The sequence below is a fragment of the Pseudomonas sp. AGC41 genome (assembly GCF_057334555.1).
Genome location: NZ_JBHFJB010000081.1, coordinates 162,770 through 175,399, shown reverse-complemented (window position 1 = coordinate 175,399; position 12,630 = coordinate 162,770). Strand labels below are relative to the sequence as shown.

Annotated in this window: 15 protein-coding genes; 5 read left to right on the top strand and 10 right to left on the bottom strand. The window is 53.3% G+C overall.

Annotated features, from left to right (window positions below):
• Positions 1 to 22: 22 nt before the first annotated feature.
• Positions 23 to 880 (bottom strand): TIGR03915 family putative DNA repair protein, encoded by an 858-nt coding sequence (locus ACE04F_RS14550; protein WP_486107719.1) that lies wholly within the window; start codon positions 878 to 880, stop codon positions 23 to 25.
• A complete protein-coding gene (locus ACE04F_RS14545; protein ID WP_486107717.1) occupies positions 871 to 2,091 on the bottom strand; it encodes a putative DNA modification/repair radical SAM protein in 1,221 nt (406 codons plus the stop codon). The genes ACE04F_RS14550 and ACE04F_RS14545 overlap by 10 nt, the downstream gene beginning before the upstream one ends.
• Positions 2,092 to 2,260: 169 nt before the next feature.
• On the opposite strand from ACE04F_RS14545, the gene ACE04F_RS14540 reads away from it, so the two are divergent.
• From ACE04F_RS14540 to ACE04F_RS14530, 3 genes are all read left to right on the top strand, one after another.
• The gene (locus ACE04F_RS14540; RefSeq protein WP_434601288.1) at positions 2,261 to 2,431 is read left to right on the top strand and encodes a YhfG family protein; all 171 of its coding nucleotides are present in this window, start codon (positions 2,261 to 2,263) and stop codon (positions 2,429 to 2,431) included.
• Positions 2,431 to 3,030 carry a putative adenosine monophosphate-protein transferase Fic gene (locus tag ACE04F_RS14535; protein ID WP_486107715.1) on the top strand — a complete coding sequence of 200 codons (600 nt, stop codon included), beginning with the start codon at positions 2,431 to 2,433 and terminating at the stop codon, positions 3,028 to 3,030. The genes ACE04F_RS14540 and ACE04F_RS14535 overlap by 1 nt, the downstream gene beginning before the upstream one ends.
• A 637-nt stretch (positions 3,031 to 3,667) precedes the next feature.
• Positions 3,668 to 4,723, top strand: coding sequence for a DUF4062 domain-containing protein (locus ACE04F_RS14530; protein WP_486107713.1), 1,056 nt, complete (start codon positions 3,668 to 3,670; stop codon positions 4,721 to 4,723).
• A gap of 138 nt (positions 4,724 to 4,861) precedes the next feature.
• On the opposite strand, the gene ACE04F_RS14525 is transcribed toward ACE04F_RS14530, so the two are convergent.
• Together ACE04F_RS14525 and ACE04F_RS14520 are read right to left on the bottom strand one after the other, a co-directional pair.
• Positions 4,862 to 5,170 carry a BrnA antitoxin family protein gene (locus ACE04F_RS14525; protein WP_486107711.1) on the bottom strand — a complete coding sequence of 103 codons (309 nt, stop codon included), beginning with the start codon at positions 5,168 to 5,170 and terminating at the stop codon, positions 4,862 to 4,864.
• On the bottom strand, positions 5,154 to 5,354 hold the full coding sequence (locus ACE04F_RS14520; protein ID WP_486107765.1) for a BrnT family toxin: 201 nt from the start codon (positions 5,352 to 5,354) through the stop codon (positions 5,154 to 5,156). The genes ACE04F_RS14525 and ACE04F_RS14520 overlap by 17 nt, the downstream gene beginning before the upstream one ends.
• A gap of 620 nt (positions 5,355 to 5,974) precedes the next feature.
• On the opposite strand from ACE04F_RS14520, the gene ACE04F_RS14515 reads away from it, so the two are divergent.
• Entirely contained in the window at positions 5,975 to 6,286 is a 312-nt protein-coding gene (locus ACE04F_RS14515; protein WP_486107709.1) for a hypothetical protein, read from the top strand.
• A 602-nt stretch (positions 6,287 to 6,888) separates the two neighbouring features.
• Here ACE04F_RS14515 and ACE04F_RS14510 read toward each other — a convergent pair.
• From ACE04F_RS14510 to ACE04F_RS14495, 4 genes are all read right to left on the bottom strand, one after another.
• Positions 6,889 to 7,674, bottom strand: coding sequence for an HNH endonuclease (locus ACE04F_RS14510; RefSeq protein WP_486107707.1), 786 nt, complete (start codon positions 7,672 to 7,674; stop codon positions 6,889 to 6,891).
• Positions 7,675 to 7,792: 118 nt separating this feature from the next.
• Positions 7,793 to 8,773 carry a hypothetical protein gene (locus ACE04F_RS14505; RefSeq protein ID WP_486107705.1) on the bottom strand — a complete coding sequence of 327 codons (981 nt, stop codon included), beginning with the start codon at positions 8,771 to 8,773 and terminating at the stop codon, positions 7,793 to 7,795.
• Positions 8,774 to 8,956: 183 nt separating this feature from the next.
• Positions 8,957 to 10,234: a translesion error-prone DNA polymerase V subunit UmuC gene (gene umuC, locus ACE04F_RS14500; protein WP_486107703.1), complete on the bottom strand. Its 1,278-nt coding sequence runs from the start codon at positions 10,232 to 10,234 to the stop codon at positions 8,957 to 8,959.
• Positions 10,227 to 10,652, bottom strand: a complete 426-nt coding sequence (locus ACE04F_RS14495) for a LexA family protein (protein WP_043041970.1) — start codon at positions 10,650 to 10,652, stop codon at positions 10,227 to 10,229. Before ACE04F_RS14495 ends, umuC begins: the two co-directional genes overlap by 8 nt.
• Before the next feature lie 99 nt (positions 10,653 to 10,751).
• Here ACE04F_RS14495 and ACE04F_RS14490 point away from each other — a divergent pair, with 99 nt between their 5' ends.
• The gene (locus ACE04F_RS14490) at positions 10,752 to 11,453 is read left to right on the top strand and encodes an SOS response-associated peptidase family protein (protein WP_434699780.1); all 702 of its coding nucleotides are present in this window, start codon (positions 10,752 to 10,754) and stop codon (positions 11,451 to 11,453) included.
• Here ACE04F_RS14490 and ACE04F_RS14485 read toward each other — a convergent pair.
• On the bottom strand, positions 11,450 to 11,641 hold the full coding sequence (locus ACE04F_RS14485) for a hypothetical protein (protein ID WP_411386991.1): 192 nt from the start codon (positions 11,639 to 11,641) through the stop codon (positions 11,450 to 11,452). The genes ACE04F_RS14490 and ACE04F_RS14485 overlap by 4 nt on opposite strands.
• Before the next feature lie 83 nt (positions 11,642 to 11,724).
• Positions 11,725 to 12,519, bottom strand: a complete 795-nt coding sequence (locus tag ACE04F_RS14480) for a DNA adenine methylase (protein WP_434699779.1) — start codon at positions 12,517 to 12,519, stop codon at positions 11,725 to 11,727.
• Positions 12,520 to 12,630 lie beyond the last annotated feature (111 nt).

Below are 12,630 nucleotides of genomic sequence, written 5' to 3'. Positions count from 1 at the left end.
CGGAGCCATCGTGGGCACTGTCTTATTCCTGTGCCCCTACCGCAGCGCCTACGACAATCCGCTTCCCCACCTTCTCCCCCACCTCCAACGCCTGCCCATCCTTCTGCTTCCCCTGCCGCGCCTGCCCCACCAGTTGAGGAATCAATTCGCCTTCAGGCAAATGCTTCCAGAACCGCCCGGGCATGTGCTGGCGCAACGCGGTCGGGTTGAGCCTCGCCGGGTTGAAGATGTGCCTGTAATAGGTGCGCCACAACTCGGCGCCGGGGTCTTCGGCGTAGCGGGCCCATTGTTGCCATTGCGCCGGGCAATGGCGCTGATAATCCAGCGATTGGCCGTCGAAACGAATACCGTCGCGAGGCGTTGCGATCAGCCAGCGTTGCCGACCGAGCCGCTCGGCAAAATGACCGCTCGCGCTCTCAAGGATGTCGTGTGCCGGCTGGTGGAACGCCACCAGGTCCAACTGCAGTTGTTCTGCCACAGCTGGCGGCAAGGGAATGAAGCGCACGAAGGCGTGCAAGTGATGAGCCTCGCGACTGACCTGCTTGATCCGCCGTTGCAACTCGCTGCCCAGGCGATCTCCCGCGAGCATGGCGGTGCGGTCGCCATGTGCTACGCGCCAGAGCACTTCGTACAACAGGTTCCAGCGCTGTTCGCCGTGATAACGACTGGCCTGTTGCAACTGGCTCAACAGCGCCGCCGGGACGCGAGTGCGGAACGGACCCGGGCCTTGCGGCAAGGGCGTCGGCATTGCCAACAGATCGGCCATGGGGCCCTGGGCCCAAGTCACGTCACAGGGGTCTATTCCATGACCAAGCAACGTCCGGGCTTGGTCGCGCCAGATGGCGAAATCGTCATCGCAATCCAGCGCGATCATCCCCACAGCCCCATTTGCACAGGTCTTTGCGGATCGCGCAAACGTGCCCGCAGCAAGCCGCTGCGCGTTTGCGCGTCAGCGGGCCGGTAATCGCTGGTCACAATGAAAGGGCGGGCCTTTTCCAGCACGCAGCGCAGCTGCACCAGATCGTCATAACGAATCCGCCGCTCCCTGCGCAGCGTCACCAGGCGCTGCACGCTACGCAGGCCGATGCCGGGAATGCGCGCCAGCAGGGCCGGCTCGGCACGGTTGAGGTCGAGTGGGAACACATCGCGATTAGCCAGCGCCCAGGCCAGCTTCGGGTCAATGTCCAGGTCCAGGTTGCTGGACGTATTCAACAGTTCGCCCGCCTTGTAGCCGTAGCCACGCATCAGGAAGTCGGCTTGATACAGCCGATGCTCACGCAGTAACGGCGGCGCGGCGAGCGGCACGCTGGCCGGGCTGTCGGGAATCGGACTGAAAGCGGAATAGTAGACTCGCCGCAAACCATAGCCCTGGTAGAGCGACTCGGCGTTGCTGAGGATGGCATGGTCGTCGGTGGCATCCGCTCCCACGATCACCTGAGTGCTCTGCCCGGCCGGCGCAAAGCGCGGCGCTCGCGGCTCGCCAGCCACCGCCTGCTGACCTTCATGGATGGTGCCCATGGCCTGACGAATCGTGATCAATTGCTTTTCCGGCGCGAGGCGCTTGAGGCTCACCTCGGAGGACAGTTCGATGTTCACACTCAGGCGATCCGCCAGCCGACCCGCCTCTTCGATCAATAGCGGATCAGCATCGGGAATGGTCTTGAGGTGAATGTAGCCTCGGAATTGATGCTCCTCGCGCAGCAAGCGCGCCACCCGAATCAGTTGCTCCATGGTGTAATCGGCCGAGCGAATGATGCCGGAACTCAGGAACAGCCCGCTGATACAATTGCGACGATAGAAATCCAGCGTCAGCCGCACCACTTCCTCCGGCGTAAAGCGCGCCCTCGGCACGTTGCTGGAACGGCGGTTGACGCAATACTGGCAGTCGTACAGACAGAAATTGGTCAGCAACACCTTGAGCAGCGAGACACAACGCCCATCCGGCGTATAGCTGTGGCAGATCCCCATGCCATCCGTGGCCCCAAGCCCATCGCGACCGCGCGAACTGCGCTTGGGCGCCCCACTGCTGGCACACGACGCGTCATATTTGGCGGCGTCTGCAAGAATGCCGAGCTTGGCGATGAGCTGCATGGAGAATTCCCGAATACTGGATGCATGAACAGTATTCGGAGATGCGCCGATATGCAAGCCCCGTTGATCAATCCGGTTGCCGATGGAAGACTGATCCCGACCGCGACATAGGCCTCGCCGGGGCGATGGGCTATAATTCGCCAACCAACGCGATTCGAGGTCCACCCCGATGGGCACTGTCAGCCTGGAAACAAAAAAGGCCTACGCGGCCAGGACTCGCCGGTCCAACTACGCGGCCAGCCTGCGCCTGGAAGGGTTCAAGGTGTCTGCGCAAGACAGCGAAGACAAGCTGCCTTCCCGTGAGGAAGTCCTGAAGACCTTCACCAAGACCCGAGCCTGATGCCCGACAAATACGGCGTCGGCGAAGACGCCTATTGTTACCCGGGCTCCACGGTCCTGCGCAATAAGCTCGGTATCCACGACGAACCGACCCTGAGCGAAGCCGAACAACAGCTCTCGGCCATCGCTGCGAGCAATGTCGAATTCACCCCCCCTCCTTACAGCCTGGCTTATCTGCGGAATATTCATCGAGCGCTGTTCTCGGACCTGTTCGAATGGGCCGGAGAGCTGCGGACCGTTGGCATGGCCAAGCAAGCCACGCGTTTTTGCCAACCTGAATACATGGAAAAGGAAGCCAACAAGATATTCGCCAACCTGGCGGCGTCGAACTGGTTCGAGGGACTGAGCAGAACTGAACTGATCATCGCCGTGGCAGATGCCTATTCCGATATCAACATCATCCACCCATTCCGCGAAGGCAACGGCCGCGCCCAGCGCATCCTGTTCGAACACCTCATCATGAATGCCGGATTCGAGATCAGTTGGTGGGGGATCGATAAAGACGAATGGATCGACGCCAATATCGCGGCTTACAACTGTGTACTGGACCCCATGGAGGCGGTTTTTGAGAAGTGCATTGGGGAAATGATTCAGACCTGAGCCGCGAACACTTGCACTTCATCCCTGATACGCCCTGCTGATTCAAATTCCCCAATGTCTTTACACGCCGCTGCGCTGTCTCGTCGTTTTTTCTGTTGCTCAAGATGGATTGGATGGATTAATCGCCGGACCCACTGCGTTGTTTGCTTAGTGCCACTTCTACGTTTCTCCTTTAGCAAAGGTACCAACTGCAGCTGGGCGCTTTGCCGTTCGGATTTAGCAGCCGAAGCCGGGATCCACAGGACTGACGTCTCCTCGACCTGTTCGATTTAAATAAGGACAAAAGCAACAACGAACCAAGACACCTTCATCCACGATGAGCTAGGAGCGCAGCTCCGTCGTCACTTCTGATTGTTCCCCGGATATCTCAATCAGCGTATCAAGATCCTATATCCCTTTTGGCAATCCTAGTCAATCCGATAGGCGCTGCGTCGAATCAACTGCGTGCCCTCCCCGTCAGACCTGAATAGTAGACGGTTCCGTAGGGCTTAAGCTCGGCGCTGGCCCAAAAAAATGACTCAGCGATCAATATTTTTGCACCTTCTCCTTACCGACAGCGAACAAAAGTTGCATAATGCCATCATTTCCTTTACTTATAAAACGCACCTATTCCATCAGAAAAATAAGGATACGCTGGATGGCCATACCTAGAGTTTTTATTAGCTCAACGTGTTACGACCTCGCAGATGAGCGAGATAGCATGGTGTCGTTCTGTAACAGCTTCGGCTTTGAAACCGCACTTAGCGAGCGCGGAGATATTTTCTATCATCCAGATTTGCACACGCACACCGCATGCGTCCGAGAGACAAGCAACTGTCAGATTTTTGTTTTAATTATCGGCGGGAGGTTTGGAGGAAAGTATGTTGCAGACAAATCTAAATCAATAACAAATGCGGAATACGCAGCTGCCCGGGAGCAAGGCATACCCATCTGCACCTTTATAAAACAAGACGTTTTGAATGACCACAACTTCTGGCAAAAAAACAAGGAAAAGCCCTTCGTTAAAGACTTAACTTTTCCCTCAATCGACAAACAAGAACATGCAATCGACATTTTCAATTTCATCGACCAGATCAGACACGCACCAAACAATAATGGCTTCTTTGGCTTCTCTCTAAATAAAGAAATTTTTGCTCACCTTCGCAAACAATGGGCTGGCATGTTTTTTGACTACTTACAAGCACGCTCACTATCAAAACAATTTTCAACTACCAACCAAACTCTAGCGGCTCTTACCGCAGCGTCGGAAAAAATTGAGGAAATTGTAAAAGGAATATATCAAAATGTCGAAGGAGCCGGGGCAAAAGACGCGTTAGACACAATGGATTTAGAAGGCGATGCTAAGGAATTATTCGTTACTATCGGCAACAAAATTGATGATCGTTTTTATTTATATGGCCCTCAAGCGGAGGAAGCTGTACATTCTCCACCGATCAGCTGGTACACTTTTTTCATATCGTTTGGCTTTTTCTTCGAGCTGAAGGAAAACTTGGAGGATGATGAAAAAACCAGCCTATCCCTTGTTTATCATAATAGCGAAGTAGCCAAGCTCTCCGGCAAGCTAACGAAATTCCAGAAGTCAGAGCTGGAAATATTCCAATCACAATATAATTCTTACCTGCGACTCCCAACCACTTCCAGACAAAAGCTGATAGAAAGCCATCTTTACACCGGTAGCGATGAATCCACTTAAACTGCCACCACCAAAGATGGCAAAAACCGACGGAAAGGGGACGGATCTATTTATACAGCTACCGAGACAAATCCAATCAGCAACCCCCAAAAAGCCGCCCATCGGCCGCTGTTTATTTTTGGAAAGATATTTTAGCGACTAAGCCTTCAGTTCTTCTGGCTTATGCGTCTTAAGCCAATCGGCCAAGGCGGCGTTCATCCGCGTTTGCCAGCCCGGCCCTGAAGCTCTGAATCTCTCCAGCACGTCGGCATCGAAACGAACATTGACGTGCTCTTTCGTGGCTGTCGACTTTGGCCGGCCACGCTTTGGCTTGAGCATTTCCTTTGCCTGAGCTTTGCCAAACAATCCCACAAGCACCTCGCTGGCTGGTTTGGCCTTGGCAAAGTCTTCAGTCGTCCATTCGGGATTTGCCGTTTCGACCTTCTCAGGATTAGGTTTCTTGGTCATAATTTTTGACCTCCCGTTTGTTGGCTTTACGAAAGCTGATGACGTGGACCGCGTCACCCCGTGGTGTAAACACTACGACATGCAGCCGATCCCCTATGTATCCCATCGCCCGATAACGACACTCACCGTAGTCGAATCGATCATCCTCCAGGATCAATGCGGTAGACCATTCAAAGTCCCGCACGAGGGCAAACGGAAGTCCACGTTCTTCCACGTTGCGAGCGTCTTTGGCTGGGTAATCCGCATGAAATTATCGTATCCACAGTAATTCATCAACACAAGGTGCGCGTCGAACCCTAACCGAGCATGCAATCCGTCTGATGGCGCCGGAGATCGAGTGGCGAGGGTCGAGAACCCGCTAAGTACCCGACAAATAACCCTGATAAACTGCGCCTCATTCGCCCCGATGACTCAGATTTCCAATGCCCCTACAACCTGCTCCACTCTCCCGCCGCTTTTCCGTCGCACCCATGATGGATTGGACAGATTAGTTGCCAAACCCGCCGTACCGCTTGCTTAGCGCCGCTTTCTTCGTTGCCCCTGTAGCAAATATCTAGCAACCACAGCTTGGCGTGTCACAACCGTGCGGTGCTGGCCGAGAATCACACCGCCATGTAGGGTGGGTTCTGCTTAGCGCTCAGAGGTAAAGAAATAAGGGCTTTGTGCTTAGGGTTACCTGATTATTCTCACCAAAACGCAACGATTGGTACGGGAATTGGTACGAGGTTTCCCGAGGAGACGGGACGACTATCCTCAACGCTTGCCTTCAGGCAGGCTAGCATCTGATTCGAAAGGAATACCGCATTGAATCAATCGTTACATCCAATGGCTTTCACCGAGTATGGCGAGCCAATCCCAACAGCAGATCAGGTCCGTACGATCCTGGCATTGTTACCGGTAGAAGTTGGAAATGGCTTGCGCGAAAAAATCAACGACGTACTTAAGGCACACGCGCCAGGTCCATTCTGTGATGCCCTCGGTGACCTCGAAGCTTATTTGAGCGCTCTAGACGACACTCGTCTCATACCTTTCGAAAACCAAATTGCGCTCAAGACATATGTCATGCTCGGCTGGAGAGAATGGCGAGCGAGCTTTAGGACATTTGAAGAAACGTAATTCCCCCTGCACACTCGCCGATTGTGCTGGGGTATGTGGTGGATTCTGGGACAGAGGACCGTATTTCTTTGCTATCAAGACCTTTTAGGCCCTTTTGCATAAACGCATAATGGGCCTTGGTTGGTATGATTTGGCGTACGGTTTGTCCCATTTTCGCCCCACGCTCCCCCGCAATTCCAACCCCCGCATACGTTGTCACGAGCGGGGCTTTTTATTTGCTGCAATGGTTCAACCACACGCATTAGGTAAGTTTTAATGGCTGGTCGCGGCTCTAAGTGATTCGCAGCATTCGGCCAAGAACGGACATTCACAGATCGGAGCGCTTAATCCACCCGACCTTGGACGTATAACCATTGCCTAAAAGTGCCAACTTCATTCGCTGGGGAAGCGCGCCATGACGAATTTATTGGTCAGAAAAGAGATAACTAATACGAATAGATAGGCCGATGCTTAGCGCCATCTACAGCGACAATAGGAGACTCTCCACAACAAACTATGCTAGCAAACCAGCGCCACCATATATGCGCAGCTATTGTTCATTGACGCGAACAAGTGCCATACTTCAGCGCCCCTAATCGACCGGGTAATTCGATCAACATCAGCTACCAAAATATTGGCATTGAATTTGAGGTAACTACTTCCGTACCACTTTTTTTTCCGTTGCAGCGTTCGCAAAGTATTTGCAGATTGGTTGGATCATTCACCCCGTTGAGAGCGATAGGAACTATATGATCAACCGCAAGTTTTCCATGCACATGATATAGCGACGTCAAGTCTGACTTACAAATCGCACAAAGACCTTTCTCTCTACAAAACAAAGCACGCTCCAACCACTTGGGCCAGTATGTACATCTGGGGGTCCTAGTCCCCAAGCTCATAGCAAGCTTTAGATTGAAGGCCTTCATTGCTTCTCGATCAGCGAAAAGCAGTGTAAAAACCTCCACAACAATTAAAGAAGTAAGCCCGTCCAGTGCTATCCCTTCTAGATATTCTGACAAATACTCGTACTTGTACTCTTCCATAAGCTCTTTTGTAACAAATACCGTCTCTTCAGTCTCATCATCTCGAAACTGCTCTTCGACATACTGCACAAGTGTCAAGTACGGGATTCTATGCGAGTCGAGCATAGAAAATATAGGGCGCACATCATCGTAATCCCATCCACCACCACGAAAATAAAAATTCAAGTCATCACGAACCACATAATCTATATAATCATGCAAAATAGACCATTTTTGTGGTCTTGCGGCTTGTTTTTCTAAATCGCTGGCCGCATCTATTGGCTCAATAAAAAAATCGTCTTCGAAAATAGCCTTTCGTACTTTATCAGCGTAGGAGTACGACTCACTGAAATTAAAAGTTCGGCAATTTTCAAGAACGTTACCCATCTTCGACACCATTGAAATATTTAGTATAAAACATCATTTTAGGGACATGCCACTTGCAACTGTTATCATCAAGCTAAAAGGATAAAATACGAGACTCATCAGGCTTAGGCATTCCTACTCAATGAAGATAAGCATTCAAACTGGCTAAATCCTCATCGGACAAAGAATGCACATATTTTTGAAATTCAAGTCGAATAAAATCAGAGCAGGTTGACCTCCAAACTACTGTATCATCGCCCTCATCAAGAGCTTTAGAGCGTATCTCATTATACTCATCATCTGAGATCGGACTATCGCTGAGAAGTGCAATATTATAGCGAAAGACAGCTAGCGAGGCCTCATGAATATGTTTAACCAGAAAATGGGCCTTCAATGCAACCAATGCCTGAACTCTATATTTTTCGCTTCTCCTGCTAAGTGCGCCTAGCAAGTCAGCAACCCCTCTAAATGATGTGCTGATGTTCGAAATCTCGCTTTGCAGTCCGCATACGCCAAAGATGTATGCTGATAGCTCATTATTTTTCAGTCTACTCCCAGAATTTTTAGATTTATTGCTTTTGTATTTCCCAGTTACAAAACTACTAAGGAGTTGAGCAACAACGGCGATGGCAGTGAATGCCCAAAAAAGATAACTTGACGTTGACCCTTTGGATTTGCCAGAGGCATCAGTTGCATTTAGACCGGGGGCTCTTACAGTTATCTGTGGTTCAGTCTTGTCTGTCTGCTGCGCAGTTAAAAATGATAGTTTAATAGTGTCGCTTGGATTGAGAATATCTGCACGCAACTCAAAAGTTGATTTAGACTTTGTTTCCGTTAGTACCACACCAGCCGTTGCGTCTGCCGCAACCTCACTAAACTCCCCATTTGGGAGGGCTAGCCTAACATAGGTATTTTTTATTTCTTTGGAACCACTATTATTTATTTCAAGAACAAATATTCTCTTAACTCCCTCAGGCGTGCTGAAACTTGGTCCGCCGGCGAGCGTGTATGACATCTCCGGAGCTTTGTTCGTTAACCAATACGTGGCCAAACTGGCGACAATAGTAAATAAACCAGTCAACCCTGCAGTTATCCAAGCTATTTTTACGGAGTCTCTCAAAGTATTTATCCCATATGAATTAGATGGTAGCAAGCTATGAACGATTCGGTTCTTCGATTGAATTGAGCATAGTGTAGCGTCGTTCAGTAGTCTTGCTAACCTCCCATAACGATTAGCGGGTTGATTTGAATGGGGGCTATTTCTCCCAAAAAAGCCACCGTGGCGGCGGCTCGGGTCAACTGATCATTGACTGGACACCCGCCATAGCTGGTCCAGGTTAGTAGTATAACTCTGGCTCATCATCTCCCTACGCATGCCCCAGTCTGGGTTGGCCGGCACGCCGGCTGATCGGAGCGTTCCCCTACCCCATCGTTCGTTAATCTGGTCCAACACTGTCATCAATTTCGTGGCGTCGGCAGGCTGGGAAGTGGCAAATAGATCGTCGGTATACTCACCCTGCTTACAGAGGTTCATCAACAACACCTCAGCCTTGCTGTACTTGAATCCTGGCCGAAATACTCGGTCAAGCGCATCTACCGCTGCCTTGGTCAGCAACCGCACGTCGTCGGTGGGGTACGGCAGGTCAATCAGCACCCCATTGGCGTACTTCGCCTCCTCGGGATTGAACTGGCCGGTGCGGATGCTGATGCGGATCTTCTTGCACAGCGACTGCTGCGCCCTGAGCTTTTCCGAAGCACGCATCATGTAGGTGGCCACCGCCTCCTTGATCGGTGCCAGCTCCGTGAGCCGCTTACCAAACATCCGACTACAGCAGATCTCCTGCTTCGGCGGGTCCGGCTCATCCAGTTCAAGGCATGGCGTGCCGGCCAGCTCCCGGGCGGTCTTCTCGATCACCACGCTGAATTTCTTTCGAAGTGTCCAAGGGTCGGTCCGGGCCAAATCCATGGCGGTCTTGATGCCCATCGCGTCCAGGTGCAGTTTCATTTTGCGGCCGACGCCCCACACCTCGGACACATTGGTATTGCGTAAAACCCAGTCGCGCTTGAACGGATCGCAGATATCAACCACGCCGCCCGTTTGCACCTGCAGGCGCTTGGCCGTGTGATTCGCCAGCTTTGCCAGGGTTTTCGTATGAGCGATCCCCACCCCAACAGGGATGCCGGTGCAGCGCAACACATGGCTGCGGATCTTGCGACCGAGGGCATCCCGGCCGTCAATGCCGGTCAGATCCGCGAACGCTTCGTCGATGCTATAGACCTCGACGGCCGGCACCATCGATTCAATTAGCGTCATCACGCGCTCGCTCATGTCGCCGTAAAGCGCGTAGTTCGACGAGAACGGGACGATGCCGTGCTTCTGCAGCTTGTGCTTGATCTGGAAATACGGCTCGCCCATTTTCACGTAGGGCTTGGCGTCGTAGCTGCGAGCGATCACACAGCCGTCGTTGTTGCTCAGTACCACGATGGGCACGCGGGCCAGGTCCGGGCGGAACACTCTTTCGCAACTGGCGTAGAAGCTGTTGCAGTCGATCAGGGCGAAAACGGGCTGGGCTTTAGACATGGCTGCGCACGCTGCAGGTGATAACGCCCCAGATGACCAGCTCGTCGCCCTCGAGCACGTACCTTGGTGGGTACTTTGGGTTCTCCGACAGGAGAATCACCTCCTTCCCACGGATGCAGAGGCGCTTGCACACGGGTTCGTTGTTCAGCAGCGCCACGACGATGTGACCATGCGCAGGTTCCATCGCACGGTCCACAACGGCTAGGTCCCCTTCAAAGATCCCAGCGCCTTGCATGCTCTCCCCGGCGATGGAAACCAGGTAGACATGCGGAGCGCGAATGTTCAGAACCTCATCCAATGAGATGTGCGCTTCGATGTGGTCCGCCGCTGGGGATGGAAACCCGGCGGGCACACGAAACGAACACAGGGGCAGCTTCAAGCCACCCTCAGCAATAGGGCCTAGAATTGAAAAGCTCATGACGCACCGATCCAAAAATACTGTACGAACATACAGTTAACTTTGTACAAGGTTCGCGGTCAATTTTGTATAGGAAAAATCTGACAGGCGGGACAGCTCATGTGCGGGAGATTCGTGCAGTACGAGGGCATGGCGGTGTTTATGGAGGAGCTTGGCCCTCAGCTGCCATTGTTCGGCGGGTACGACGCAGAGCCGATCAGCCGGTACAACGTGGCTCCGACGACCCGCGTGCAGATCCTGCACAGCACAGAGGCAGGTATCCACATCACTCCAGTGAGGTGGGGATGGGCGCCCTTTTGGGCGAAGGGAAAACGTCCGGATCCGATCAATGCCAGGATCGAGACCGTTACGACGGGAAAGTTTTTCAAACAGCTTTGGCCGGCCGGGCGCGCACTGGTGCCCAGCGAGGGTTGGTATGAGTGGGTTAAAGACCCAAATGATCCGAAGAAAAAACAACCCTATTTCATCCGGTTGAAGGATCAGAAGCCGATGTTCTTCGGGGCGCTCGCACAGGCCCGTCCAGGTCTGGACGAGCAAGACGGTGACGGTTTCGTAATCATTACCGCGTCATGCGACCAGGGCATGGTAGATATCCATGATCGCCGGCCGTTGGTGTTATCACCTGAGCAAGCGCGGGAGTGGCTGGACCCGGATCTCAGCCCAGGGCAAGCAGAGGAAATTGCAAGAGACCATTCCAGGCCTGAGGCCGATTTCGAATGGTATGCCGTGGGAAAAGAGGTGGGGAATGTCAGAAACCAGGGAGCACAGTTGTTGCTCCCCTGGAATCCGGAAGAAAACTAAGCCTGACTGCGTTGATCCAGAAGGCGGGCCGCCTCTGGGAATCCCACCCAGCGTGCGTTCTGGTCCAACCCTCGCCCAGCCAGCACCACGCCGGCCCAGTGATTCAGATCCACCTCCCCGCGTGCCACCGCCGCCAGCAGCTCGGAGGGGAAGATGTTCAAGTATTTATCAGCGGTTTCGGTTTCCATGGTCTTGGTCCTTCGTTTGTGTGACCACAGTAACGCTCCAGCGTAATCACATAGCAAGCGGATCAGATCGAGCGCGACAACCATTAAAACAGCCCTCCCAACGCTGCCGGCTCCCAGTTCATGATCACCAGTTCACCGCTGACCTCAGCCTTGCACTGACGCTGGTTCGTGTTGCTGTACCGAATGTCCAACGTCTCGAAGTGAAAGCCTTCAAACACGCGACGGATGTCCGGGTGGTCGTTGATGCTGACCATTACCTTGCCCTTGCAACGACGCATAAAGTCGGCCATCCGCTCGTAATTCTCGAACGGGAAATCCACGCCATATCCAGCGGTCTGCCAGTACGGTGGGTCCATGTAGTGGAACGTATGAGCGCGGTCGTAGCGCTCAGCACAATCAAGCCAGGGAAGGTTTTCGACGTAGGTGCCGGACAGTCGCTGCCACGCGGCCGAGAGGTTCTCCTCGATCCGCAGCAGGTTGATGGCCGGGCCAGTGGTCGCGGTGCCGAACGTCTGCCCGGTGACCTTGCCGGCGAAAGCATGGTGTTGCAGATAGAAGAACCGGGCGGCGCGCTGGATGTCGGTAAGGGTTTCGGGACGGGTCATTTTCTGCCACTCGAACAACTGGCGGGAGCTGAGCGCCCATTTGAACTGGCGCACGAATTCTTCCAGGTGGTTCTGCACAACGCGATAGAGCGTCACCAAGTCGCCGTTGATGTCGTTCAGGACTTCAACCGGGGCGGCCTGGGGTCGCATGAAGTAAAGCGCGGCACCGCCGGCGAAGACTTCGACATAGCATTCGTGAGGCGGAAAAAGCGGAATGAGGCGGTCGGCTAGGCGGCGCTTGCCGCCCATCCAAGGGATGATGGGTGAACTCATTGAAAGCAAGACCTTTACTGTATGGATAAACAGGTGCTAGGCTCGCCGCGCTTTGTGCACGGAGCAGGAGCCTTGGCTGGACTTGCAGGGACATCTGCAGGGACGGGGGCC